The sequence below is a fragment of the Nocardia sp. NPDC003979 genome, assembly GCF_053605015.1.
In genome coordinates this window covers 573,443-599,266 of record NZ_JBSGIJ010000001.1, presented here as the reverse complement: position 1 = coordinate 599,266, position 25,824 = coordinate 573,443, and the positions used below count along the sequence as shown (strand labels likewise).

The following is a 25,824-nucleotide window of genomic DNA, read 5'->3' as shown; positions in this document are numbered from 1 at the left end:
CCTATCTGGTCACTCGTCCAGTAAATCTCAGGCTTCGACGGCCTTGAGGGTGAGACAGCCGACGAGATCGTCGGTGACGACAAGGATGGTCTCGTCGTTGCCGTCGGCGAGCCAGCGCAGCACCGCGCCGTGGAAGACGGAGACGAGGTAGCTGGCGATGGAGTCGACCGGCTCGAGCCACTGGGTCCCCGAGAGCTCGGCACACAGCTCGAGGAACTCGGTCGCCTCGGCATCCATCTCACGGAACATCACGATCGCGGACGGATCGCCCACGTTGTCACCGGGCTCGATCCACCGCTCCCGCAGGGTCCGCAGCGCGGTCTCGTAGGACCTGATGCTTTTCGCCGGGGCGGCCTTCACCACCGGCCAATACGCACTGAGCCCCGCATGGAGGCAGATTCGCAGTGCCCGCAGCCCGGCGGTATCCGAACTCGCGGCGGCTGCTTCCACGGCCCGGCGAACGACGGGTCGCAAGGATGTTTCGGTTAGTTCACGACTGGCGCTCAACGACAACTCCTCGGCAACAAATTTCGCTGCCCGCGGCGATGCGAGCTGGTCGGGAAGGGTCCTCATCGAGGTTAACCACATCCCGCAAGCACGATCTTAGAAGGTTTTCTGGATTCACGAACTGGTTCAGCCATCCTTTTCAGACTGAAAGATTGTTTTGTTACCCGAATGCGACCTTGATAAAAACCGACCATACGGCTCGATTTTGTTTTCGCGCTCGAATAGCTGCCCCCGCTGTAATCGCTTACTGGTCGATGGTACAAGTCGTGGTAGCCGCACTCACGTTCCTGTGGGTGAGCACACACGTGTCGCGCGGGGAAGCGCACGTCACACACTTCGTGACCGATCGGCCGACTCCGTCAACGCCCGGTCGAACCGCCGATAACCTGGACGGGTGACTCTCTCGCCTCGCGCCGACCAGTTCGCCCTCAGCGGCACCTTCAATTTCCGCGATGTGGGCGGGCTGCGCACCGTCGACGGCGGCACCGTCCGCCCCGGCGTGCTCCTGCGCTCGGCACAGCTCAGCGGCCTCGACGACCAGGGTCTCGCCACACTCGGCGAGCTGCGGGTCACCGATGTGCACGATCTGCGCGGCCCGGTCGAGATCGACCACATCGGCCACGACACCCTGCCCGAGGACGTGCGCCTGCACGTCACCCCGTTCGACTCGCGGATGGAAGAGGCACCGCCGCACGAGGCGGCGACCGTCAGCGCGTACGCGCACATGGTCGAGGTGTACCGGCAGTTCCCGCTGCTGCCCGAGGCGGGCGAGGCCATCACCCGGCTGGCCGGCTCGATCGTCGACGGCGACGGCGCTGTGCTCGTGCACTGCGCGGCGGGCAAGGACCGCACCGGCTGGGCGGTGGCCACCGTGCTGCGCGCGGTCGGCGTGCACGAGGACGACATCTACACCGACTTCCTGGCCAGCAATGCGGCGGTGGAACCCCTGCGCGTCCTGCTGGAACCGAAGATCGGCGGTGGCGAGGCACTGTCGGTCGACATCCTCGGCGTGCGCGAGGAGTACCTGCGCACCGCCGATGCCACCGTGCGCGAACGCTACGGCGACACCGAGGGCTACCTGACCGAGATCGGCCTCACGGGCGACCTGCGCGCGGCGTTGCGCGCCAAGCTGGTGTGAGTCAGCCGGCCGGCTCGGCGTAGACCAGGCCGTCGGTGTCGATGCGGACGAAATCGCCCGTGTGGAACCAGGTTCCGCTGAACCGGGCGACAGTGGCGTCGGGGTTGTTCCAGTAGCGGCGGCTGACATTCGGTCCGCGACAGAGCAGTTCGCCGCGACCCTGGCGAGCCTGCGGGCCCGACAGCGCCAATTCCGTTCCACCGAAGGCGAACCCGAGCGCCGCCTCGGTGCGATCGGTGTCGTCCACGAGCAGGCCGATGCCGCTGGTCTCGGTGGCGCCCCACACCGACCACTGCCGCGCCTCGGGGAACAGCGCGCGCAAGGCGGCGGTCAGCGGGGCCGAGGCCGGGGCGGCGGCGCGTACGGAGCGGTGACAGGCCTTGCTCACGCGCCGCACACCCGCACCCGAGCGTCGCTCGGCGAAGGCGGGCAGCAGGTCGGCAAAGATGCGCGGGGTGGCCGAGACGGTGTCGATCCGCTCGCTGACCAGCACGTCGGCCAGGCTGCGCGCACCCGGTGCGAGGACGACGGTTCCGCCGACGGCGAAGGTCGGCAGCAACTGGTCGACGCATCCGCTGGCGTGGGCCAGCGGCAGCAGCACCAGATTGCGCACGCCGTCGGCGGGCAGGCCGAGCGCGCCGACCATCGACGACACCGCCGACAAGAGGTTCTCGTTGGTGAGCTCGACCCCGGCGGGCACCGGACCGCGCGCGGCGGCGCCGGTGTAGCAGAGCAGGGCCGGATCTCCCAGTGCCGCACCGTCATCGATGTAGGCGGTGCTGTCGGGCAGTGGCCCGTCGGGGCCGAGCACGAAGTCGGCGCGGCTGTCGGCGATCACGCGCGCCGTCAGGTCGGCGCCGAGCCCGTCGGGGATCAGGACCGGTACCGCACCGGAGAGCAGAGCGCCGAGGAACGCCTGCACCCAGCGCGCGCCCGTCGGCATGTGCACCGCGACCCGGTCGCCGTAGCCGATGCCGTGCCCCTGCAGGCCGCCCGCAATGCGGGAAGCGCTGTGCCACAGCTCCCGGTAGGTCAGGCGTGGGCCGCCGACCTCGACGACGGCCTCCCGATTCGTGAAGGAGTGCACGCGCAGGTCGAGCAGTTCGGTGAGCGCGGGGTGCAGGTCGCCGTAGCGGAGCACGCCGTCGGGGCCGCGCCGCAGCTGTCCGCAGCCGAGAACGCCGGTTCCGACCGGGGACGACCGGTACGCCCGGAACTCGGGCCCCGCCGTGATGGTGGTCTCCGGCGCGACGGTGCGGTCCCTGCGCCAGGAACCCGACCCGAGTTCGCTCATGAACGGCACCGCGGAGTCGGTGCCGTGGCCCGTCGCCCGGCCGAGGTCACCGGCCGCCGAGTGTGCGGTGACGGTCGTGTCCGGTTCCGGCTGACCCATCAAGACCTCCACGTCCTCGCCCGGCATGCACCTTCGACTATATGACGTGGATCACATCGCTGTCAGCCGCTCGGCCTTCACTCCCCCTTGTAGGTCGCCTTACCTGGGCCGACATCGAGGAAACTGCGGACGGCACCGCGCAGGTCGGCGGTCTCGAACAGGGCGCCCGACACCTCCGGCGTCACCGAATCCGCGTGTGCCACACCGCCGGAACGCCATGCCTCGATGATCTGCTTGGTCGCGGCGTGCGCGCGGGTCGGTCCGTCGGCGAGGCGGGTGACCAGCGCGCGGGCGGCGGTGTCGACGTCGTCGTGGACGGCGTTGACCACCCCCCACTCGGCCATGGTCGCGGCGTCGTAGAGGTCGCCGGTCATCACGAACTCGCGGGCCCGGCCCGACCCCGCGCGCTCGGCCAGCCGCTGCGGGCCGCCCATCGACGGCGTCAGGCCGACCACCGTTTCCACCAGCCCGAACTTCGCCTTCGGCGCGGCCAGGATGATGTCGCAGGCCAGCGACATCTCGAAGGCGGCGGTGAGGGTGAGCCCGTGCGCGGCGAACACCACCGGGCACGGCAGGGCCTCGAGCGGATGGATGATCCGGTCGAACAGTTCGCGCCACAGTTGCGCGCCCTGCTCGGCGCTTCGCCCCTCGAAGACGTGCACGTCGACACCGCCGGAGACCACTTTGCCCTCGGCGCGGATGAGCACGGCGCGCGGCGGCTGCGCGGTGAGCGCGGCGAGATCGGTGATCAGCGCGTCGATCAGGGGCCGGTCGAAGAGGTTGAGCGGCGGATGATCGATGGTGATCGTGGCGATCTCGGCACCGGCTTCGGTGAACTCGCGCGTCAGTCGGGTCGGGTTCGTTTCACTCATCCGGTCAGCGTAGAACCCGGGCACCGGTCGTGGGAGTGGAGAGCGTGCCCACATCGCGGAACCACAGGGGTGTCGGTAGTCGTTGGCATGATGGGCTGTCGGGACCACAGGTGCCCTACAGTTCGACTCGTCGGTCGAAGAGGAGGACGACGCCGTGTTCAAGAGTGCGATCGAGAAGGCCGTAGTCGATGTTCTCGACACCGGTTCCAAGCTGCAGGCCCCTGCCGTGCGGCGCTATGTCCAGTACCTGCGGGAACGTCATCCCGGGGAGAGCCCGGCCCAGATCGCCGAACGGCTGGAGAAGCAGTACCTGCTCGCGGTGACCGGCAGCGGTGCCGCCGTCGGCGCCACCGCGGCCGTGCCGGGCATCGGCACGGTGGCCGCCCTCGGCGCGGTCGGCGCGGAGACGGCGTTCTTCATGGAGGCCTCGGCGCTGTTCACGCTGGCACGGGCCGCCGTCCAGGGCATCGAGCCGCATGACCAGGAGGCCCGGCGCGCGCTGGTGCTCGCGGTCGTCCTCGGTGACGCGGGCATCGCCATCGTGCAGAAGGGTCTGCGCACCCAGTCGAAGAACTGGGCGAACACGCTGGCGGGCAAGGCGACCGGCATGGGCGCGATCAACAGCAAACTGCTGCAGCAGTTCATCAAGCGGTTCATCACCAAGCGGGCCGCGCTGATGGCGGGCAAGGTGCTGCCCGCCGGTATCGGTGCCGCCATCGGTGGCGCGGGTAACCGGGCGCTCGGCAAGGCAACGATCGAGAACGCGCACAAGGCCTTCGGGCCCGCGCCCGCACTGTGGCCGACCCCGCTGCACAACGTGATCGACGCCGATCCGCTGCCCGCGATCGGTACCGACCCGGCCCGTAAGCAGTGAGGAAAGCCGGGGGCGACGCCGTGCTGGTGCGCGGCGTCGGAAAAGTCTTCGACCAGGTCAGCGCCGTCGACGGCATCGACTTCGCGGTGCCGTCCGGTGCGGTGACCGCGCTGGTCGGGCCCACCGGGGCGGGCAAGACCACCGTGCTGCGAATGGTGCTCGGGCTGCAGCGGCCGAGCACCGGCCGGGTGGAGGTGACGGTGGGGCACGGACCGGCGGCGGTCGGGGCGGTGCTGCATCCGCGCGGTCTGCATCCGGCGCGCACGGTGCGCGATCAGCTGTCGTGCTACGCCCCGGTCGCGGGCGTCGGCGGTCGGCGGGTCGAGGCGGTACTCGAGACGACGGGTCTCGGCACTCTCGCCGATACCGTTGTAGCCCAGCTGAACCCGGGTCAGCAGACCCGCCTCGCGCTGGCCACGGCGCTGCTCGCCGATCCCCCGCTGCTCGTCCTGGACGACCTGTTCGCCGATGCCGACGGCATGGAACGCGGCTGGTTGCAGGAGGTGCTGCGCGGTCATGTCGGGCGGGGCGGCACGGTGCTGGTGAGCGCGGGCAGCCTGGCCGACGTGGTGTCGGCGGCCGACCACCTGGTGGTGCTGAGCGAGGGCGCCGTCGTCTGGCAGGGCACTCCCGCCAAGCTGCGGCGCGGCCATCCCGACCGGCTCGTCGTCGCCTCCTCCCCGTCGATTGCCCTGGCCACGGCCCTGGCGACCCGGGGCTTCACCGATGCGGTGATGCGCCCGGACGGGCGCCTGGCCGTCGCCGAGGCCGACGAGGCGACGATCCGTTCGATCGCCGAGGCGGCCTCGGTGCGGATCGGCAGCATCGTCGCCGACCCCATCCATCCCGACCGGGTCCTGGCCTCCCTGACCAAACCCCGCAGGCATCAGCACCGCCTGCCCACGCCGTCGAACACCACCTTCGCGCCGGCCCCGCCGTCGTTCGGGGTGTCCCGATGACGCCGTCGCCCGCAGGTCTACCGGTGCGACCCGCGTGCCGAAGCCGTCGCCCGTTATCGCCGGCTCAGCGCGCCGCGTGCGGCTCCGGCCTTCGCAGGGATGTCCGGGCAGCCGGACTCCGACCGGGGCTGGTGCGCGAATCCATTTCGGTCATGACTTCGGAGGGGATCACTCGATGACCACTGTGCTGCCCGAGGATCTGCTTCCCGGTCTCGACGCCGAAACACGCAAGGTGTTCACGCTGCGGCCCACTCGGTTGCTGCTCGTCGGCCCGATCGCGGTGGCACTGGTCGCGACGTTGATCACGGCGCTGATGTCGGGCCGCTACGACCCGACCGGACAACCCGTGACGGGGGCGGCCACCATCGGCCTGTACCTGGCGCTCGTCGCGGTGTTCGTGGCCGCGGCACTGCTCGGCATCGGCGTGACCGGTGGCGAGTACAAGCGCAAGACCATGGCGCTCACGGCCCTGTTCGCCCCGGATCGCGACCGGCTGGTCATCGCGAAATACGCCGCGGTGGCCGGTATCGCGCTGGTGGTCGCCGTCATCGCCGAGGTGGTCGCGATGCTCGTGCTCGCCGCCGCGGGCCGTGGCAAGTTCGAGTTCGGCTGGCCGCTGCTGGAAGTGCTCGGCGCCGGGTTGCTCGTCGCGATGTGTTGGGCGGTGCTCGGTGCGGGCATCGGGCTACTGCTGCGCACGACCGGTGCGGCGGTGTGGCTGGTGCTCGGCTGGGCATTCGTGCTCGAGCCGCTGATCTGGTTGGTGGCCAAGGGTTTCGGGGCCGGTGGTCTCACGGCCGTGCTGCCGGTGTCCTCGACCGTTGCCGGGGTGAGCGCCGGTTCGTTCGACGAGGCCGAGGTGTTCGCGCCGACGCCCGCCGCGCTCGTCGTTCTGCTCCTGTGGACCATCGCCGTGGGCGCCGCCGGGTGGTGGGACCTGCGCAACCGCGACCTGTAGTGCCCGAGCCCGTTGCGATGACACAGCCCGCTGTGATGACGCGGCGCGCCGACCGACCCGGCTGGATCCGCAGGCTGTGGCGGCTGTGCCTGCGGCATCCGCGGCTGCTCGCCGTCATCGCGGGGGCGGTGCTGGCGGGCGCGGCCGTCTCGATCGCAGCACCGCTGGCCACCAAGCGCGCCGTCGACGCCGCCGAAGCGGGCGATACCTCGGTGATCGGCAGTGCCGCCGCCCTGCTCGCGGTCCTCGCGGTCTGCCGGTTCGCGGTGACCTTCGCCCGGCGGTTGTGGGCTGGTCAACTGTCGCTGGAAGTGCAACACGACCTGCGTGTTTCCCTGCTCGCCGCGCTGCAGCGCCTCGACGGAGCGGGCCAGGACGCCATCCGCACCGGCCAGGTGGTGTCGCGTTCCATCACCGACCTGCAACTGGTGCAGGGCTTGCTGGCGATGGTGCCGTGGTCGGGCCTCGCCGTGCTGCAGTTCGTCGCCTCGGCGGTGGTGATGGTGTGGCTCAGCCCGCCGCTCGCACTCGCCGCGCTGCTCGTCGCGCCGGTGATGGCGGTGGTGGTGCTACGGATGCGGCCCCGGCTGTACGCGGCCACCTGGTCGGCGCAGCAGCGGGCCGCCGAGCTGGCCGAACACGTCGAGCAGACGGTCACCGGCGTGCGTGTGGTGAAGGGCTTCGGGCAGGAGGCCCGGATGGTCGACCAGCTCGAGGACCACGGCCGCGCCCTCTACGCCGAACGCCTGCGCGCCGCGCGGATCAACGCCCGCTTCGCCCCCGTCGTGTCGGCGCTGCCGCAGGCCGGGCTGGTCGCCGTCATCATCGTCGGCGGTTTGCTCGCCTCGCGCGGCGCGATCGGGATCGGCACCTTCCTCGCCTTCACCGCCTACCTGGCCACGATGACGTCCTCGGCGCGCACGATCACCTCGGTGGTCATCATGAGCCAGCTCACCAAATCCGCCGCCGACCGGGTGTTCCAGGTGATCGACGCGGCGCCGGTCCTCGTCGACCCCGACAAGCCGACCGAGCTGCCACCCGGCCCGCTCGGCATCGAATTCCAGGGTGTTGGTTTCGGTTTCACCCCAGACGAACCGGTGCTCTCGGAACTAGACCTCACGATCCGGCCCGGTGAGACGGTTGCGATCATCGGCCCGGCCGGGTCCGGCAAGTCGACGCTGTCACTGCTGCTACCCCGCTTCTACGCACCCGACGCGGGCACCATCAGCCTCGTCGGCACCGACGGCACCCGGGTGGACCTGGCCGACCTGCGCGCCGAGGATCTGCGCGGCGCCCTCGGCGTGGTCTTCGACGACCCGTTCCTGTTCTCCGACACCATCGCGGCCAATATCGCCCTCGGCCGCCCGGAGGCCACCGACGCCGAGATCCGGGCGGCGGCCACCGCGGCCGTCGCCGACGAGTTCATCGCCGAACTGCCCGACGGGTACGACACCGTCATCGGCGAACGCGGCCTCACCCTCTCCGGCGGGCAACGGCAGCGGATCGCGCTGGCCCGCGCGCTGCTCACCCGGCCGCGCGTACTCGTCCTCGACGACGCCACCTCCGCCGTCGATGCCGTGACCGAGGCGGAGATCTTCCGGCGGCTGCCCGACCCCGGCGGGCGCACCACGCTGATCCTTGCCCACCGCGAGTCGACCCTGGCCCAGGCCGACCGGGTGATCCGGTTGCCTGCCCCGACCGGCTCGGTCGTCCCGGCCGACGCGACCGCCCCGGCCACCGTGCGCCTCGGCAAGCGACCGACCGGCGACCGGCCGCGCTCCATGGCGTCGGCCTCCGCCGACCTCAGCGAAACACCCGAGCTGCGCGCCGCCGTCGACGCCCTCCCTCCGGCGACCGAGACACCCGATCTACCCGGTGACCCGCGTGCTCCCCAGCCCGACTTCGGTCTGCGCGCACTGCTGCGTCCGGTCCGCGGCCTGGTCGGACTGGTCGTCGGGCTGCTGATCCTCGACGCCATGATCGGCATCGCCTTCCCGCCGCTGGTCCGCTACGCCATCGACACCGGTGTCACCGGCGGACAGAACTCGGCGCTCGCGGTGTCGGCGGTGATCGGGATCGGGCTGGTGCTGGCGAGCCTGATCGTCGGCGCCGCCGTCACGGTGCTCACCGCGCGCACCGGCGAACGCGTGCTGTTCGAGCTCCGGGTGCGCAGCTACGCCCAGTTGCAGCGGCTCGGCCTCGACTTCTACGAGCGCGAACTGTCCGGCCGGATCATGACGAGGATGACCACCGATGTCGACGCGCTGTCGACCTTCCTGCAGACCGGTGTCGCCACCGGCCTGGTCGCGGTCATCACCCTGGTCGGCGTGGCTGTCGGCCTGGTCGTCATCGATGCGGGGCTCGCGCTGGTCGTGCTCGCCACCGTGCCGCCGATGCTCATCGCGACCCTGCTGTTCCGGCGCGTGTCGACCGCGGCCTACACCGTCTCGCGCGAACGGGTCTCCGCCGTGAACGCCGACTTCCAGGAGAACATCGCGGGCCTGCGGGCCGTGCAGGCCGCCCGCAACGAACCGGTGGCCGCGCGCCGCTTCGCCGAGTACTCCCACCGCTACCGCGAGGCCCGCATCCGCGCCCAGCGCGCGATCGCCTGCTACTTCTCCTTCGGCATGGCCTGGGCCGACCTCGCCCTGGCCGTCGTCGTCTATCTGGGCGCCAACGCGGTGGCCGACGGACGAACCACCACCGGCACGCTCGTCGCCTTCGTCCTCTACCTCGGCCTGCTGTTCAGCCCGATCCAGGAACTGTCGCAGGTGTTCGACGGCTACCAGCAGGCCAGGGTCGGGCTGCGCCGCATCGGTGACCTGCTGCGCACTCAGTCGTCGATCGCGGCCGACCCACCCGACGCGGTGCACATCGACCGGTTGCGCGGTGAGGTCGTCTTCGACGATGTCCACTTCCGCTATCCGGGAGCGAACTTCCCGGCGCTGGACGGCGTGTCCTTCACCCTCCCGGCCGGGCGAACCCTCGCGCTCGTGGGGCCGACCGGCGCGGGCAAATCGACGATCGTGAAACTGCTCGCCCGGCTCTACGATCTGCCCGCCGAGCCGGCGGCGGGTGAGATTCGGGTCGACGGCGTCGATTTACGTAAATTTGTGCTCACCGAGTACCGCTCGCGGCTGGGAATTGTGCCCCAGGAAGCTCACCTGTTCAGCGGTGACGTCGCCAGCAACATTGCATTCGGACAACCTTTCGCCACATCGGTGGACATCGCACAGGCGGCGAGCAACGTCGGTGCGGCCGAAATGATCGCCGGATTACCCCGGAAAATGAACCAACCGGTCGGTGAAAGAGGGCGTGGGTTATCCGCCGGACAACGTCAGCTCGTCGCCCTCGCCCGCGCCGACCTCGTCGACCCCGACCTGCTGCTTCTCGACGAGGCGACCTCCACCCTCGACCCGGAGACCGAGGCATCGGTGCTGGTAGCGAGCCGTTCGCTGGCCCGGGGCCGCACGACCGTCGTGGTCGCCCACCGGCTGGCCACCGCGGCCCGCGCCGATCTCGTCGGCGTGGTCGAACAAGGACGTATCGTCGAATTCGGTAGCCACCGGGAACTGCTCGCCCGAGGCGGGAGTTACGCGCGACTCTGGTCGGCGGGACTGCACGAGGAGCGAATAGTCTCGGGCCACTAGCTACGCCGACATGCCACGGGGCATATGCTCGGTGAGGGCGCATCGGCAGCCATCCGCTGATACCCCTGCCGGGCACGTCACAAACGTCGCAGCGCGAAGAACGAAATGAGGCGAACACCAGCTGTGAGCAGCTCAACTTCCCAGTTCGGACAGAACCAGTGGCTAGTCGACGAGATGTATCAGAAGTTCAAACAGGACCCCTCCTCGGTCGACGCGAGTTGGCACGAGTTCCTCGCCGACTACACCCCCGAGGCCACCGACTCCGCTAACGAGCAGGCTCCCGCCGCCACCGCGCAAGCGGCGCCGCAGCAGGCTCCGAAGGCCGCACCGCAGGCCTCCAAGACCGCCGTCGCGACGGCGCCCAAGCCGGCACCCGCTCCGGCTCCGGCACCCGCCCCGGCCCCGAAGCGGGAGAACGTGCGCGCACCGCAGACCACGCCCGCCCCGGTGTCGAACGCCCCGGCCACCGCGCCCGCCAAGACGAGCACGGGCGCGGGCACCGACGAGTCCAAGGTGCTGCGCGGCCCCGCCGCGGCCATCGCCAAGAACATGTCGGCCTCGCTGACCATCCCCACCGCCACGTCGGTGCGCGCGATCCCGGCCAAGCTGATGATCGACAACCGCCTCGTGATCAACAACCACCTGGCGCGCACCCGCGGCGGCAAGATCTCCTTCACCCATCTGCTCGGATACGCGATCGTGCAGGCCGTGAAGTCGTTCCCGAACCTGAACCGGCACTTCGCCGAGATCGACGGCAAGCCGAACGCGGTCACCCCCGCCCACACCAACCTCGGCCTGGCCATCGACCTCGTGGGCAAGGACGGCAACCGCACGCTGGTCGTCGCCGCCATCAAGGGCACCGAGGAGATGAGCTTCGGCCAGTTCCACGCCGCCTACGAGGACATCGTCCGGCGCGCCCGTGAAGGCAAGCTCGGCGCCGAGGACTTCTCCGGTGTCACCATCTCGCTGACCAACCCCGGCACCATCGGCACCGTCCACTCGGTGCCACGCCTCATGCCGGGCCAGGGCGCGATCATCGGTGCCGGCGCCATGGAGTACCCGGCCGAGTTCCAGGGCATGAGCGACGAGCGCTTGGCCGAGATCGGCGTCGGCAAACTGATGACGCTGACCTCCACCTACGATCACCGCATCATCCAGGGCGCCGAGTCCGGCGACTTCCTGCGCACCATCCACAACCTGCTGATCTCCGACGAGTTCTACGACGAGATCTTCCACGGCCTCGGCGTGCCGTACGAGCCGATCCGCTGGCGCAAGGACATCAGCGAGCGCGGCGTCGACAAGAGCGCCCGCGTGCTCGAGCTGATCGCGGCCTACCGCAACCGCGGCCACCTGATGGCCGACACCGACCCGCTGCGCCTGGTCAAGGACAAGTTCCGCAGCCACCCCGACCTCGACGTCACCTCGCACGGCCTCACCCTGTGGGACCTGGACCGCACCTTCGACGTGGGCGGTTTCCACGGCCAGGAGCGAATGAAGCTGCGCGATGTGCTGTCGATCCTGCGCGACGCCTACTGCCGCCACGTCGGTGTGGAGTACACCCACATCCTCGAGACCGACCAGCTGAAGTGGATCCAGGACCGGGTCGAGCAGAAGCACGTCAAGCCGACGGTCGCCCAGCAGAAGTACATCCTGAACCGGCTCAACGCCGCCGAGGCGTTCGAGACCTTCCTGCAGACCAAGTACGTCGGTCAGAAGCGGTTCTCGCTCGAGGGCGCCGAGGCCGTCATCCCGATGATGGACGCCACCATCGACCAGTGCGCCGAGCACGGGCTCGACGAGGTCGTCATCGGCATGCCGCACCGTGGCCGCCTCAACGTGCTGGCCAATATCGTCGGTAAGCCGTACTCGAAGATCTTCACCGAGTTCGAGGGCAACATGAACCCGGCCGCCACCCACGGCTCGGGCGACGTGAAGTACCACCTCGGTGCGCACGGCCAGTACCTGCAGATGTTCGGCGACAACGAGATCGAGGTGTCGCTCACCGCGAACCCCTCGCACCTGGAGGCGGTCGACCCCGTGCTCGAGGGCCTCGTGCGCGCCAAGCAGGACCTGCTGAACAAGGGCGACGGCCCCGAGGGCTTCTCGGTGATGCCGCTGATGCTGCACGGTGACGCCGCGTTCGCCGGTCAGGGCGTGGTCGCCGAGACGCTGAACCTGTCGGGTCTGCGCGGTTACCGCGTGGGCGGCACCATCCACATCGTGGTGAACAACCAGATCGGCTTCACCACCGCGCCGGAGAACAGCCGCTCCACCGAGTACTCCACCGACATCGCGAAGTTCATCGGCGCGCCGATCTTCCACGTCAACGGTGACGACCCCGAGGCCTGTGACTGGGTCGCGCGCCTGGCGGTCGACTTCCGCCAGAAGTTCCGCAAGGACGTCGTCATCGACCTCGTCTGCTACCGCCGCCGCGGGCACAACGAGGGCGACGACCCCTCGATGACCCAGCCGGAGATGTACGACGTCATCGACACCAAGCGTTCGGTCCGCAAGGCCTACACCGAATCGCTGATCGGCCGTGGCGACATCTCCATGAAGGAGGCCGAGGACGCGCTGCGCGACTACCAGGGTCAGCTGGAGCGCGTGTTCAACGAGGTCCGCGAGCTGGAGAAGTACGTTCCGGAGCCGTCGGAGTCCGTCGAGGACGACCAGAAGGTGCCTGCCACCGTGCAGACCGCGGTCGACAAGTCGGTTCTGCAGCGCATCGGCGACGCCTTCAACTCCCCGCCGGACGGTTTCAACGTGCACCCGCGCGTGAAGCCGGTGCTCGAGAAGCGTCGCGAGATGGCCTACGAGGGCAAGGTCGACTGGGCCTTCGCCGAGCTGCTGGCCTTCGGCACCCTGATCGACGAGGGCCACGACGTGCGCCTGACCGGTCAGGACTCGCGTCGCGGCACGTTCACCCAGCGCCACGCGGTCATCATCGACCGGATCAACGCGCGGGAGTACACCCCGCTGCACAACATCGGTTCGGAGAACCCGGGCTGGTTCGCGGTGCACGACTCGGCGCTGAGCGAATTCGCCGCTGTCGGTTTCGAATACGGCTACTCGCTGGGCAACCCCAACGCACTGGTGTTGTGGGAGGCGCAGTTCGGTGACTTCGTCAACGGCGCGCAGTCGATCATCGACGAGTTCATCTCCTCCGGTGAGGCCAAGTGGGGTCAGCTCTCCGATGTGGTGCTGCTGCTGCCGCACGGCCACGAGGGTCAGGGTCCCGACCACACCTCGGGCCGCATCGAGCGGTTCCTGCAGTTGTGCGCCGAGGGTTCGATGACCGTCGCGGTGCCGTCCACCCCGGCGAACTACTTCCACCTGCTGCGCCGCCACGCCCTCGACGGCATCCGTCGTCCGCTGATCGTCTTCACCCCGAAGTCGATGCTGCGCAACAAGGCCGTGGTGTCCGACATCAAGGACTTCACCGAGTCGAAGTTCCGTTCGGTGTTCGACGAGCCGACCTACGAGTCGGGCGTCGGCGACACCGCCAAGGTCAAGCGCATCCTGCTGACCTCGGGCAAGCTCTACTACGAGCTCGCCGCCGAGAAGGCCAAGCACAAGCGCGAGGACGTGGCCATCGTCCGGGTCGAACAGCTCTACCCGATCCCGACCTACCGCCTCAACGAGGCCCTGGCCAAGTACCCCAACGCGACCGACATCGCCTGGGTCCAGGAGGAACCGGCCAACCAGGGCGCCTGGCCCTTCTTCGGCCTGAACCTCCCCGAGGTCCTCCCCGACCGCCTGGGCAAACTGCGCCGCATCTCGCGTCGCGCCATGTCGGCCCCGTCCTCGGGTTCGTCGAAGGTCCACGCCGTGGAGCAGGCCGAGATCATCGCCGAGGCCTTCGAGCCGACCGCGTAAGTTCTTCCGGCACAACAGCGAACGCCGGGTGGATCATCACGATCCGCCCGGCGTTCGCCGTTGTCAGGCCAGCAGGTTGCGCATCACCACGCGCACGTGGTGTTCGGTCAGCTGTCGCAGCTCGGCGCGGCTGATCCGGTTGCCATCGATCGTCAGTGTGGTGTCCAGGTGCAGGTTCTCGTCGAGCACGCCGATCCGCACTTTTGTCACCGGATGCCCGGCCCAGTTGGCCTCCTCCTGGACGAAGGCGTCCTCGCCGAGCCCGGCCAGGTATTCGAAGCTCGTATTCGGATCCGAGACACGGTCTCCGACAAGATGTTTGAAACTGTCGTGCTCCCCTCGCCGGTCGTCTCCCGCCCGCGTGACATCGAAGCTCAGCGACACAGTGAGGTCACCGAAAGCGCCGGAGCAGTAGCCGGTCGACCCGAGGGGCTCCTCATCCTCCTGCTGCCACCCGGCGCTGCCGCGACGCGTGAGTTCGGCCAGATCCATCAGCTCGCAATAATTCCCTTGCTCCGGCTCGCGGTACTTGCGCGAGGTCGGGGTGTCGATCGGTGCGCCCGGCGTCCACCGCGTGTTCGCCGCCCCGTCCTCGCGCCCCAGCCACATCGCGGCGGCGATCACGGTGACCACCACGAGCGAGCAGGCCGACACTGCCGCAGCCGTCCATGGCAGCGAGAACCGTCGTCGTGGTGTCATCCGAGGCGCTCCCAGAGTATTCGGCCCTGATGCTCACAGGCCGTCACCATCTCCGAATCGTCCACCGTCGACTCCGCGGGCGTGCTCAACGTCATCGCGACGACCACGTTGTCGTCGAAGAGACCGAGCTCGCAGGTCGGGCCGTACATGTACGGCAGTCGGCGCACGTAGAGGTAGGAATCGTCAGCGAGCTCGAGCCAGTGGTCCGCCCGGATCGTGTCGGTCGTGCCCAGCCGAACCAGCTCCAAGTCGTCGCGGAAGAAGGTCTCGGCGCCGTGTCCATCGTTCACGACCTTGGCAAGCACAGTGGCTGCCAACCCCCGGTAGGAGACCGAGCAGTGGTGGGACGAATATGGCTCGGAGTCAACGGATTCGGAATGGATGGGCGAATCGGGCGACGCCCCACCGAACTGTTCGAGCGCGGGCAGATCGAGCAGGTCACAGGCGTTCGCGACACTCTGTGTGGTGTAGACCCGGGTCGGCCGGCCACGGACCAGATCGGTGGTCGTCATGACGACGAGCAATGCGACCGTGGCGGTCGTCAGCACCGCGGTGAGCACCGAGGGCAGGAGCGTTCGCGCGGCGCGGGTCCGCCGTCGACCTGGCCGGGCGGCGGGAACACCGGCCGTGACCGGATCGGTCGGCGACGGGCTCGGGGAAGGCGTGCGGACCGGCGCCCCGGTGTCGAACGCTCTGCTCGCCGCCGCGGCGAGGTCGGCGCAGCGGGCGAATCGGTCCTCCGGCCGTTTCGCCATCGCGGTCGCCACGACCGCGTCGATGGCCTTCGGCAGCTCCGGTCGTAGCTCGGTGGGCCGGGGCGGTGGCGCGCCCAGATGCGCGGCGATCACCGCCGCCTGGTCACCACGTGGAAACGGCGTCCGGCCGGTGAGTAGCTGATACAGCGTGCAGCCGAGGGAGTAGATGTCGGCGCGATGATCCACCCTGTGCCCGTGGAATCGTTCGGGCGCGGCGTAGGCGAAGGTGGCGGCCATCGCCGACAGCGTCACCGTGTCGTTGAGGCTGCGGGCGATGCCGAAGTCGGTGAGCAGCGCGGTTTCGCGGCCCGCCGCGTCGCGTTCGATCAGCAGGTTGGCCGGTTTCACGTCGCGGTGCAGCACCCCGTGTGCGTGCGCGAAATCCAGTCCGGCGGCGGCACCCTGGATCAGCCGCAGGGCTCGATCCGGTGCCAGACCGGTGGGATTCGCGTGCAGCAGGCCGATCGCGTCGCCACCGTCGACGTATTTCATCGACAACCACAGCACCGGGTCATCGGGCCCGCTGCGGTCGTACACGGCGACGATGTTCGGGTGTTCGAGCCGCGCGGCCAGTGTCGCCTCACGGTCGAACGCGGTGCGCGCCTTGGCATCGGTGGATATCCCGTCGCCGAGCACCTTCAGCGCGACCCGCCGACGCAGCCGCGGATGCTGCGCGAGATACACCGACCCCATCCCGCCCGCGCCGAGCAGCCGTTCGATCACGTATCCGGCGAACACCGTCCCGGATTCCACCGCCACCCCGACCCACCTCCGCTTCGCCCGCCGACGCTCGAGCGGAACTATGGGCCCACCCCGATCACGGATGAATCTAAGGGCAGCCCTCCGGACGAGCAAGCCACCGGCACGCGACAGCAGAGGCGGACCCGGCCGGGCCGCCCCTGCCGCCGTTTCGCTACTGGTTGAGGGTGATCCAGGCCTGACCCGAAAGCTGTTCCAGGTCGTAGTGCTGGGGGTAGGTGTCGGAGGTGGCGACGATCTTCGCCTCGACGCGGCCGGGGCCGGGGCCCATGCCGAAGCCGGTGATCACGCCATCGGGCGCCTGTTCGATGACACCGTTGGCATCGACCCGATGGGACTGACTGTTCTCACGGCCGGTGTCGAGGTTCTTCCACCGCACCGAGATCCGGTAGGGCTGGCAGTTCTGTCCGTCCTGAATGATCTTCACGCGAACACCGAGGTGCCCGGCCTGTGGCTGGGGCACGGTTTCCGCGTTGACGATGGCCGAGCATCCGCCCGGCACTCGGACGAGTGTCGGTACGAATCGGACGACCTGATCCGACGGCAATGCCGCCGCCGGACCACTGAACCCGACGAGCGCGGTAACGGCCGCTGCGGCGGCCACCCCGACCTGAACCGAAACCCGTTGACCTTGCTTGCTTTTCAGACTCATGCTTCGAAATTCGCGACTCGCGCGGAGATCGTTAACCACCGTAATGGTCTCGATGTGACAACGGCGCCGGAGACCTGGGTCACAGACTTTCCTCAGACATGCGGCACTCCCCACTCACTGTTTCCCAGTAATGTCCGCGGCGAACTATCGGATGGGAGACGACAGGTGAGCGGACGCAACGGATTTCTGCTGCTCGGCGGGATCTCGTCGGTCGGGGCGGGGGCGGTGCATTTCCTGGCCGCCGGAATGCACACCGACCACGCCACACTGGCGCGGCTGATGGTCGTGCTCGCCGCGCTCCAATGCGCCACCGGAGTGGCGGTGCTGCTGACCGATCGCAAGATCGTCGTCTCCGCACTGGCCGCGGTGAACGCTTTCGCGGTGGCGGTGTGGGCGTTCACCCGGTTCGCCGATATCCCCTGGGTCACCGGGCTGACCGCCGAGGCACCGGGCGTCGCCGATACCGTCTGCGCCGTGCTGGGTGCGCTCGCTGTCCTCGGCGCGGCCGTCGCACTGCTGCGGCCAGGTGCGACGCTGCCGCCCCTGCGGTCCGGGTTCGCGGCCGCCGCCGTCGGTGTGCTGGCGCTGGCGGCCATGCTCAACGGTGTCGGGCATGTGCACAGTCACGGCGACGGCGATGATCACGCACACGCGGCGGGCGAGGACCACGGTGACACCGGCGACTCCTGGCCCCGGGCATTCGACCCGGACAAGCCGCTCGATATCTCCGGCGTCCCGGGCGTCACCGCCGAACAGGAGCAACGCGCGACGGCCCTGATCCAGAACACCCTCGACAAACTGCCCGCCTTCGCCGACGTCACCACCATCGGCGCACTCGGCTTCCGCTCGATCGGCGATGCCGCCACCGGCTACGAGCACTGGATCAACACCGGCTACATCCGCGACGACAGCTTCCTCGACCCCACGCGACCGGAATCGCTCGTCTACCGGGTCGACGGCCAGAACCGCACCCTGGTCTCGGCCATGTACATGGCCAAGGGCAAGAAGATCGACGACCCGGCCCTCACCGAGTACGCGGGCTCGCTGATGCAGTGGCACGTGCACGACAACCTGTGCTGGAAGGCAGGCGACAACGGTCCCCAGGTCGCAGGCGTGACCGACGAGCAGGGCAACTGCCCGCCGAACTCGATCAACCCCGGCGCCGGCAATCCGATGGTGCACGTGTGGATCGCCCCGCACGAATGCGGCCCGTTCGCGGCGCTGGAAGGTCACGGTGCCGGACAAGCGGCCACCGACGGTCGACGCACCGACACCTGCGGCGGCCACGACCACGGTGGCGGCCACAAGTAGGACGGCTTCCCGGCGGGCGCGTCTCGACTGCCGATAGTCAGCGGGCTCGCAACCCGCGGCGCAGCGCGTCGATGGTCGTCTCCGGAGAAGTGTTGAAACAGAACCGGATTCCCGGCGCGATCTCGGTCGCGATATTGATCAGACGTTCGAACAGCAAGGTGTGCTCGGGCGCCATCCGCACCCCGGCGCCGATCATCGCGACCCCGAACCGTCCGCCCGCCGCGCAGTCGCGCAGCGTCGCCTCGGCGGCGTCGGGGTCGGCCGGGACCTGACAGGTGACGACGTCGAAGCCTGCCTCGCGCAGGGCCGTCTCGCCCGCCGCGATACGGGCGGTGAGTGTGGCTTCGTCGATCTGCGGGTAGCGGCTGTAGTCGACGGCGCTGGGGTGCAGGCCGATCGAGAGCACGGTGTCGGATTTCTGTTCTGCCACTGCGTCCTCCGTTGTCATCAGATAGGCGGCGACCGCCAGCAGCCCGGCCGCGAGCACGGCGCCGAATTTCACCACGGCGCGGTGCCGGTGCGGTCGACGAATGCGCCGGTGGGTCCGTCCGGGCCGATCGTCGCCATGGCCACGATCGCGTCGGTGCCTTCGGTGACGGTCTGGAAACCACTGTGCCCGTTGAGGTCGGTCGCCGTATAGCCGGGATCGACGGCATTGACCTTCATGGTGTCGAGTTCGCTCGCGTACATGACGGTGAGCATGTTCAGCGCGGCCTTGGTGCTCGGATAGCCGAGGGCCGGTGGCAGCAGGCCCGCCACTTCGGGTCGGTGATGGTGGCGATCGAGCCGATGCCGCTCGAGACCATCACGATGCGTGGATGCCCGGACAGGCGCAGCAGCGGCAGGAACGCGTTGGTCACCCGAATGGGGCCGAAGACATTGGTCTCGAACACCTCGCGCAGGTCTTCGGGCCTGGTCTCGCTCGGCGCGGTGCGTGGGCCACCGATGCCCGCGTTGTTGATCAGGACATCGAGGCGGCCGGCTTCGGATTTCACGGTGTCCGCGGCGGCCATGACGGAGTCGTCGAAGGTCACGTCCAGCGCGACGAACCTGACGTCGGCACCGGTCGCGGCGAGTTCGGCGGCCGCCGCCGTACCGCGCCCGGTGTCGCGGGCGGCGAGGAACACCTGCCAGCCCCGGCCCGCCAGCCGGCGAACCGTTTCGCGGCCGAGTCCCTTGTTTGCCCCGGTCACCAGGGCGATCGTCTGTGTCATGCCTCCAGATTCACGCCACAGCGAGCCACGCTCCAGTGCCGGAGAGGCATAGGACGGGCGGTACCACCTCGCCACCACCGACCTGCGGCACCATGGAAACGTGGACAGAGCGGAATTGGCGACGGTACTGCGCGGTGCGCGCGCCCGGCTCTCGCCCGTCGACGTCGGCCTGCCCGCCGGAGCCCGCCGACAAGTACCCGGGTTGCGGCGCGAAGAGGTGGCGAGCCTGGCCGGGGCTAGCATGTGATTAGTAGCCCCTGACCGTTTGGGAGTGAACGTCATGGCAAAACCGCAGGTAGCGGCCGGTAATGGTTTGGTGTTGGACATCTACGCGCGGGTGTCGCGGGTCGGTGATGAGCGGCAGCGGTCCACCGGCGGGCAGGTCGATGACTGCACAGTGCGGGTCCAGGATCTGGACGCGGCGGTCGGGGAGGTGCATGTCGATGACGGGCGGTCGGCGTGGAACCCGAATGTGAAGCGGCCCAAGTGGGATCGGCTGATGGCGCGCCTCGAGGGCGGGGAGACCGGTGGGGTGGTGGTGTTCGACATGGCCCGTTTCTCCCGCCGCCCGATCGAGGGTGAGCGGTTGATCGTGGCCGCTGAACGGGGCCTGGTCGTGCTCGACAGCGAGGGCGAATACGACCTCGAAACAGCGAACGGCCGCAAGGCGTTTCGTGATCAGCTCAACGCGGCGGCCTATGAATCGGACCGTTTGTCCTCGAGGGTGAAACGCGGCAAACGAGTAAAGGTCGCGCGCGGGGAATCGAACCATTCACACCGCCCGTTCGGGTACGAGAAAGACGGGATCACCGTGCGCGAGTCCGAAGCCGCGATCGTGCGCGAAGTCGTGGCCCGCGTGTTGGACAAGCACGCCCAGAACCAAGCCAAAGTTGAAGCGGGAGAACAGGACACGAAAGAGGACGCGATCGGATACAAGGCGATCGCGGTGGACCTGAACCGGCGCGGCATCAAGACCCGCACCGGCGTCGCCTGGAGCGGGGAGAAGATCAAACGGTTGGTCCTGAACCCGCGTTATGCCGGATTCGTGACCCATCACGGCGAAATCGTCACAGTGATGGTGGGGGCGAATCCGTTGATCACCCCGCAGCAGTGGGAGCGACTGTGTGTGCTGCGCGACAGCACCCGGGTCGGGCGGCCCGCGACAGCGGACTATGTGTGCTCGGGCCTGGTGCATTGTGGGTTGTGCGGGCGGGGTTTGACCGGACGGTTGCAATACGGGCGTAACTATCCCGAGGGGGAAAAGCGCCGCCGGTACTACTGTCAGAAACGCCAGACCGGGGGTGGGTGCAACCGGATCTCGGTCGATGTGCGGACGTTGGATCGTGAGGTGGGTGCGTTGGTGGTGGCGATCTTGTCCGATCCTCGCCACGCCGATGCTCTCGCTGCCGCTGTGGGTGATCTGGCGCGGCGGCGTCGCCCGATCGCGGATGCGCTGGCCGAGGCGCGTGAGACCGCGACGGTGATGTCGGCGCGGTTGGGCAACGGCGAGATCAGCCTGGAGCGCTACGACACGGTCATGGCCGGAGTCGATGCCCGCATCACCAAGCTCGAGGCCGACCTCGACGCCCTCGACGCCGAATACGACATCGATGACTCGGTGGCGGCACGGACCGAGTCCGTACAGGCATGGAAAACGCACTGGCAGGACGCGGGCACGGCCGACAAGCGCGCCATGATCAAACGCGCGCTACGCGGCAAGCGCCTCGAGATCGGCCCGGCGACCAAGGCGGGGCCGGTGTTCGACGCGTCCCGTATCCGCATCGTGGATAAGAACCCGACACCGCCCGGCACGGGCACCGGCACCGGCACCGGCACGGGCGCGGGCGCGGGCGCGGGCGCACAGGACGGCCCCGGTGCCCGCGTCATGGGTGACGCGGGCACCAGGGCCGGGGACGGGCGGTCTGTGGCCTGAGGAGGGCCGCTAGGCGGCGTGGGGGTACTGGTGCGGGTCGTCACGGTCGGTGGCGGCCCGTTTCCGTGCCCGGACCCGGTCCAGGATCGCGGCGATCCCGTCGAGCTGGGTGCGATCGAGGGGTTCCCAGTCGGCGACGACTCCACGCCAGTGCTCGATCCGTTCCGGATCCAACGGCACGACGACGGGCCGGTCACCCTCGCGGGCGGGCGGGTCGGGTTCGGTGTTGCGTCCAGTCATGGCGGGTGGCTCCTGACGGTCGGGCAGAGAACGGGTGTACTTGTCTACTGGCGACGAAACCGCGATTTCGGGACACCGGTCCCGCATGGGAGTTCGTCACACCGGGCGCGCGAGCACGGCAGTGGCGGGCCGCGTCAACGGTGTGAGTCGCGTCGATGCGTTCGGGGTCCAGCGGCACCACAGGGGCGCTCACGATCCAGGGGCGATGGTGTGGGGGTGTCGGGCACGGCGGGCCTTTCCGAAAGTGGTGTGAGCGAGTTCGGTCCTGCACTCGCTTACTTCCGGAAAAAACGCCGTTTCTGGACACCAAATCAGGACACGATTTCATACCGATCGACGGCACCGAGCGCCTCGTGTGACGAAAACCTCACTCCCAGTGTTCCGGTGGGTTTGCTCGGGTCGGATTCGTCTCTGTCGCACCATATCTGGAACATATCCGGTTCATATCCTGGGTCTATCCGGACTCTATCCAAAACCTATCCGCGACCTATCCTCCCAGCTCACCGACAGCAGTTTTCGGCGTGCGAGTGGACCGGCCGAAGCCACGAGGCAGCCCTGCCCTGATTGCCGTGAGGTAGCGGACACGGGCGCGGAGGTGGTCTGGGTGTGGTCCGGAGGCGATGCGGGTGTGGTGTGGAGGCGGTTCGGGTGTGGGTGTGCGCTGTCCTGGAGGGTTCGCCTGTTCCCGTGAAAGGTTGGTGTCCTCGATGATTTCGCGTCCTGACCGGCAAGCCGACTCCCGCGCCCCGCGCCCGAACAAGCCACCGTCGCGGGCTCGGGTCCCGGTTTCGGCGGTGCCACCGTTGACCGGGCGTGACCGCTGGATACTGCGGATGGTCCACGAGCACCGGGTGCTGACCACCGACCAGCTCGCCGCGTTGGCGTTCCCGACCGTCAAGATCGCCCGCCGCCGCCTGGCGATCCTCTACGAGTACCGGGTCCTGGAACGGTTCCGTCCCCTGCGTCAGCGAGGCAGCGCCCCACACCACTGGACCCTCGCCCCGAACGGAGCCTCGATCCTCGCGGCCGAGGCCGGCGTGAGGTCACGTGAGCTCGGCTACAACCATCAACACACCCTCACGGTCGCCCACGCCCTGCACCTGAACCGCACGGTCGCGGTGAACGGCTGGTTCACCGCCCTGATCACCGAACCCGGCCACGGAGCACACGTGTCGCGGTGGTGGTCCAGGTCGCGTTGCCAGCGCCTGTGGGGAGACCTCGCCGACCCCGACGCCTTCGGCCGATACACCCACCCCGAGGCGAGTCTGGACTTCTTCCTCGTCTACGAGCCCCCCACCACAGCGGCCCGGGTCGCAACCATGCTGCACGGGTACGCCGAACTCGCTCGCACCACCGGTACCGTCACCCCGGTCCTGTGGTGGGAACCGACCAGCGCCCGCGAGGCACGCGTGCGCGCCGTCCTCGCGCAGGCTTGGCAGAGCCTGCCCGATCCCGAGGCGGCGCCCCTGGCCACCGCCACCGCCGAGCTCCTGCCCGGGCTCACACCGCCCGGCCCCGCCGCACCGGTCTGGCTACCGCTGCACACCTCCACCGCCACCCGTCTCCCGCTGCATCGCCTCGCCGCGGGGTGGCCGCGTGCCATGCTCACCACCGACCCGGACCAGCAGGCCATGCCCTCGCGGCGGGCCACCCTGCTGGCCGCGCCACCCCCTCAGCCGCCCACCGACTGGTAGACATCCGCCACCGAACACAGCCACACACGGCCGTGTCCGGGTGCGGTACGGCCCCGCGCCCGCCGACAGGCCAGCCGCTACGTGCCCCACGTGCCCCACGTGGGGCACGTCCCGCGACCGACCTGGCAATCGCGGTGCGCGGGCGAGTCCGTCTGCCGCCATGACGGCAACTACCGCACTCGAGCAGCACAACCCAAAGCCATCGGCCCCGTGTCGACAGCTCGTAAATCGCCGAGTACATGCCCTCCATATCGGAGTCCCCCACCATCTGAGCACGAATCTCATCCGCTACCAGATCCGGCAAACCCACGGCCCGCCGGTCCTCGACATGTGTGCGCACCGAATCGCTGATCTGCACCTCGGTCAACTCGTCGCACCCGGGCAGCAGCGGAACAATTCCCACCACATTCCGAAGACGAACACCGCCCTTGACCTCCTCGACCGACACATCGATCCGGCACCTGGCCGGGCACGACTCAGTGAACTCATCGGGCCACCCGATTCGAATGCGCCGACGCGCATAGGTGGAGCGGGCGTCGGACGACGACCGCCGCTGGTTCGAGTCGAATCCGTAGCGGGGGTTTAACCGGGAACGGGAAACCACTTCGGGCTCACCGCGACAATGTGTCGCGGCGAGCCCGAACTATGTTCACCCCAGTGTCGGAGTCGTCGGAGTCACAGGCAGCCGCCCAGCGCCAGCACCGCGCCGCCGGTGCCGAACACGCTGCCTACCACCTCGGCCACGAGCGCGCGCTCGGCTACCGGGGCGGCACCGATCAGATTCACCGCAGCGGTGGCGGTGTCGGTCGCGGCGGCGATCACCGCGAAGTTCATCAGTTCCCGCAGCGGCGGCACCCACCCCGCCTCGCCCGCGTCGCGGCGCGAGGCCAGCTCCCGCGCCACCCGCACCACACCCGGATCAGCCCGAGCGCTTCGGCGAGCTCGTCATCGGAGCCCACCACCACCCGCAACGCGAACCGGGCGGCGAGTGCTTCCGGCAGGACCGTGGCGTCGAGCCCGGCCACCACCGCGAACCCCGGCGCGGCTTTGACCACCTCACCACCGTTGCCGGGCACCACGATCTCGCGGCGGCCTTCCATCGCGGCCACCACCACCTCCAGCACCGCCCCCGACAGCCCGGCCACGTCATCGACGAACAACACCGCGCCCTCGCGCATCGCCCGCACCAAAGGTCCCTCGGCGAAAACCACGGTGCCGTCCGGGTCGGGCACCGCCTCGCCCACCACCTGCGCGACCGTGAGGGCCTCTGCGCCGTGCACCGTCACCACCTCGCCGTGAGCGGCCCGCACCAACGCCGATCGACCGGCACCGCGAGGTCCGTAGAGCAGCACCGCCAGCCCGGCCTCACGCATCGCGGCCAGCACCTCGACATCGGCACGCCCACCCAGCTCACGCACCCGGTACTCCTGCCCGCCCGCCCGCACCTTCGGGGCCGCCGGAACCGGCATGGGTACCGGGGCCGGGGCTCCCCGGCGGCGCGGCGCGCGCGTGGCAGCGGTCGGGGCCGCCGTGGGCGCGGTGGCCGGGGCGGGTTTGGATGCTGCGCGGCGGCGCGGGGCACCGGTAGCCGGGGCGGGGGCGGGGGTCGCGGTACCGGAGGCGTCGGTTGCGGTGGCGGTGTCGGCGGTGGCCCGGAACCGCAACGGCTTGTCGCCGCACTGTTCGGCCAGCCCGGCAGCGGCGAGAGCTTTCAGCGCGTTGCCGACAGCGCCGGAGGACCGGCCCAGGATTTTCGCGACATCACGCGGCCCGAACTCCGCCGCCGGGTCCCCGGCGAGGACTTCCGCGACCATGCTCCGCAATTCCCCGTTTCCCAGACGAGGCGCGGCAGTGGAAGCGGCAGCAGTGGCAGTAACAGTCATTTCGATCTCCTCGAACATTCGAGCCCATTCGCATAGGGCTCACGCCATCAACGGCGTTAACGGGAATTCGGTGAATGTCCCCGATCGAATTCGGGAACGACTCGACGCTAGCTCGACTCACCACAGGCTCACAACCCCGAAAATGCGCCAATTCCAATAAATCCGTCCGCGAGCCCACGCATTCGACAACGCAAGAATGAATGAAACGCGCACAAACATCGACTCCGGCACCGGCAAACACGCAACCAGGCCCGGCAGTAAAAAGATAGACATCCGACAGACCGGAACGAGAACACGACCGGACACACCAGACCGGGACACCGGAACAGGCACCCGCCGACCTGCCAGGACAGCCAGCACACCCCCGCCAACCTATGTCTATACACTTTGATGTATAGATAATCCCGGGTGATATCCGCGCGGATATATGCCCCCTGGCCTGCGGATACGCCGCGCC

General features: G+C 69.0%; 22 protein-coding genes. 10 read left to right on the top strand and 12 right to left on the bottom strand.

Annotated features, from left to right (window positions below; translation table 11 throughout):
• Window positions 1-27: 27 nt before the first annotated feature.
• Entirely contained in the window at window positions 28-507 is a 480-nt protein-coding gene (locus tag ACWEVR_RS02640) for a TetR family transcriptional regulator (RefSeq protein WP_225278834.1), read from the bottom strand.
• Between the two features lie 394 nt (window positions 508-901).
• Between ACWEVR_RS02640 and ACWEVR_RS02635 the strand changes: the two genes are divergently transcribed.
• Complete coding sequence (locus tag ACWEVR_RS02635) at window positions 902-1,645, top strand: tyrosine-protein phosphatase (protein ID WP_452465534.1); 744 nt, start codon at window positions 902-904, stop codon at window positions 1,643-1,645.
• 1 nt (window position 1,646) lies between these two features.
• Here ACWEVR_RS02635 and ACWEVR_RS02630 read toward each other — a convergent pair whose 3' ends face one another.
• Window positions 1,647-3,065, bottom strand: coding sequence for a class I adenylate-forming enzyme family protein (locus ACWEVR_RS02630; protein WP_452465533.1), 1,419 nt, complete (start codon window positions 3,063-3,065; stop codon window positions 1,647-1,649).
• Between the two features lie 50 nt (window positions 3,066-3,115).
• On the bottom strand, window positions 3,116-3,910 hold the full coding sequence (locus ACWEVR_RS02625; RefSeq protein WP_452465532.1) for an enoyl-CoA hydratase/isomerase family protein: 795 nt from the start codon (window positions 3,908-3,910) through the stop codon (window positions 3,116-3,118).
• Between the two features lie 154 nt (window positions 3,911-4,064).
• Here ACWEVR_RS02625 and ACWEVR_RS02620 point away from each other — a divergent pair, with 154 nt between their 5' ends.
• The 5 genes from ACWEVR_RS02620 (at window position 4,065) to ACWEVR_RS02600 (ending at window position 14,227) form a co-directional block, all read left to right on the top strand.
• Window positions 4,065-4,784 (top strand): hypothetical protein, encoded by a 720-nt coding sequence (locus ACWEVR_RS02620; protein ID WP_243749741.1) that lies wholly within the window; start codon window positions 4,065-4,067, stop codon window positions 4,782-4,784.
• Window positions 4,781-5,743, top strand: coding sequence for an ATP-binding cassette domain-containing protein (locus ACWEVR_RS02615; RefSeq protein WP_452465531.1), 963 nt, complete (start codon window positions 4,781-4,783; stop codon window positions 5,741-5,743). Before ACWEVR_RS02620 ends, ACWEVR_RS02615 begins: the two co-directional genes overlap by 4 nt.
• A gap of 175 nt (window positions 5,744-5,918) precedes the next feature.
• Window positions 5,919-6,701, top strand: coding sequence for an ABC transporter permease (locus ACWEVR_RS02610; RefSeq protein ID WP_452465530.1), 783 nt, complete (start codon window positions 5,919-5,921; stop codon window positions 6,699-6,701).
• Between the two features lie 17 nt (window positions 6,702-6,718).
• A complete protein-coding gene (locus tag ACWEVR_RS02605; RefSeq protein WP_452465529.1) occupies window positions 6,719-10,351 on the top strand; it encodes an ABC transporter ATP-binding protein in 3,633 nt (1,210 codons plus the stop codon).
• A 105-nt stretch (window positions 10,352-10,456) separates the two neighbouring features.
• On the top strand, window positions 10,457-14,227 hold the full coding sequence (locus ACWEVR_RS02600) for a multifunctional oxoglutarate decarboxylase/oxoglutarate dehydrogenase thiamine pyrophosphate-binding subunit/dihydrolipoyllysine-residue succinyltransferase subunit (RefSeq protein WP_452465528.1): 3,771 nt from the start codon (window positions 10,457-10,459) through the stop codon (window positions 14,225-14,227).
• 63 nt (window positions 14,228-14,290) lie between these two features.
• Here the strand turns inward: ACWEVR_RS02600 and ACWEVR_RS02595 are convergent, their stop codons facing one another.
• The 3 genes from ACWEVR_RS02595 to ACWEVR_RS02585 form a co-directional block, all read right to left on the bottom strand.
• On the bottom strand, window positions 14,291-14,851 hold the full coding sequence (locus ACWEVR_RS02595; RefSeq protein ID WP_452465527.1) for a hypothetical protein: 561 nt from the start codon (window positions 14,849-14,851) through the stop codon (window positions 14,291-14,293).
• A gap of 71 nt (window positions 14,852-14,922) precedes the next feature.
• A complete protein-coding gene (locus ACWEVR_RS02590) occupies window positions 14,923-16,440 on the bottom strand; it encodes a serine/threonine-protein kinase (RefSeq protein ID WP_452465526.1) in 1,518 nt (505 codons plus the stop codon).
• A gap of 154 nt (window positions 16,441-16,594) precedes the next feature.
• Window positions 16,595-17,092: a hypothetical protein gene (locus ACWEVR_RS02585; protein WP_452465525.1), complete on the bottom strand. Its 498-nt coding sequence runs from the start codon at window positions 17,090-17,092 to the stop codon at window positions 16,595-16,597.
• A 165-nt stretch (window positions 17,093-17,257) separates the two neighbouring features.
• Here ACWEVR_RS02585 and ACWEVR_RS02580 point away from each other — a divergent pair, with 165 nt between their 5' ends.
• Entirely contained in the window at window positions 17,258-18,403 is a 1,146-nt protein-coding gene (locus ACWEVR_RS02580) for a hypothetical protein (RefSeq protein WP_452465524.1), read from the top strand.
• Window positions 18,404-18,440: 37 nt separating this feature from the next.
• Here the strand turns inward: ACWEVR_RS02580 and ACWEVR_RS02575 are convergent, their stop codons facing one another.
• The 3 genes from ACWEVR_RS02575 to ACWEVR_RS02565 are packed head-to-tail and all read right to left on the bottom strand — an operon-like array spanning window position 18,441 to window position 19,617.
• Complete coding sequence (locus ACWEVR_RS02575; protein ID WP_452465523.1) at window positions 18,441-18,905, bottom strand: hypothetical protein; 465 nt, start codon at window positions 18,903-18,905, stop codon at window positions 18,441-18,443.
• Window positions 18,902-19,162 (bottom strand): hypothetical protein, encoded by a 261-nt coding sequence (locus ACWEVR_RS02570; protein WP_452465522.1) that lies wholly within the window; start codon window positions 19,160-19,162, stop codon window positions 18,902-18,904. Before ACWEVR_RS02570 ends, ACWEVR_RS02575 begins: the two co-directional genes overlap by 4 nt.
• Complete coding sequence (locus ACWEVR_RS02565; protein WP_452465521.1) at window positions 19,108-19,617, bottom strand: SDR family NAD(P)-dependent oxidoreductase; 510 nt, start codon at window positions 19,615-19,617, stop codon at window positions 19,108-19,110. The genes ACWEVR_RS02570 and ACWEVR_RS02565 overlap by 55 nt, the downstream gene beginning before the upstream one ends.
• A gap of 100 nt (window positions 19,618-19,717) precedes the next feature.
• Between ACWEVR_RS02565 and ACWEVR_RS02560 the strand changes: the two genes are divergently transcribed.
• Complete coding sequence (locus tag ACWEVR_RS02560; protein WP_452465520.1) at window positions 19,718-19,864, top strand: hypothetical protein; 147 nt, start codon at window positions 19,718-19,720, stop codon at window positions 19,862-19,864.
• A gap of 33 nt (window positions 19,865-19,897) precedes the next feature.
• The gene (locus tag ACWEVR_RS02555) at window positions 19,898-21,550 is read left to right on the top strand and encodes a recombinase family protein (RefSeq protein WP_452465519.1); all 1,653 of its coding nucleotides are present in this window, start codon (window positions 19,898-19,900) and stop codon (window positions 21,548-21,550) included.
• Window positions 21,551-21,559: 9 nt separating this feature from the next.
• Here ACWEVR_RS02555 and ACWEVR_RS02550 read toward each other — a convergent pair whose 3' ends face one another.
• Entirely contained in the window at window positions 21,560-21,790 is a 231-nt protein-coding gene (locus tag ACWEVR_RS02550) for a hypothetical protein (RefSeq protein ID WP_101465615.1), read from the bottom strand.
• A 707-nt stretch (window positions 21,791-22,497) separates the two neighbouring features.
• Between ACWEVR_RS02550 and ACWEVR_RS02545 the strand changes: the two genes are divergently transcribed.
• Window positions 22,498-23,484: a replication-relaxation family protein gene (locus ACWEVR_RS02545; protein WP_452465518.1), complete on the top strand. Its 987-nt coding sequence runs from the start codon at window positions 22,498-22,500 to the stop codon at window positions 23,482-23,484.
• A 675-nt stretch (window positions 23,485-24,159) separates the two neighbouring features.
• Here the strand turns inward: ACWEVR_RS02545 and ACWEVR_RS02540 are convergent.
• Together ACWEVR_RS02540 and ACWEVR_RS02535 are read right to left on the bottom strand one after the other, a co-directional pair.
• Window positions 24,160-24,339 (bottom strand): hypothetical protein, encoded by a 180-nt coding sequence (locus ACWEVR_RS02540; RefSeq protein WP_452465517.1) that lies wholly within the window; start codon window positions 24,337-24,339, stop codon window positions 24,160-24,162.
• Window positions 24,318-25,367: an AAA family ATPase gene (locus tag ACWEVR_RS02535; protein WP_452465516.1), complete on the bottom strand. Its 1,050-nt coding sequence runs from the start codon at window positions 25,365-25,367 to the stop codon at window positions 24,318-24,320. Before ACWEVR_RS02535 ends, ACWEVR_RS02540 begins: the two co-directional genes overlap by 22 nt.
• Between the last annotated feature and the right edge of the window lie 457 nt (window positions 25,368-25,824).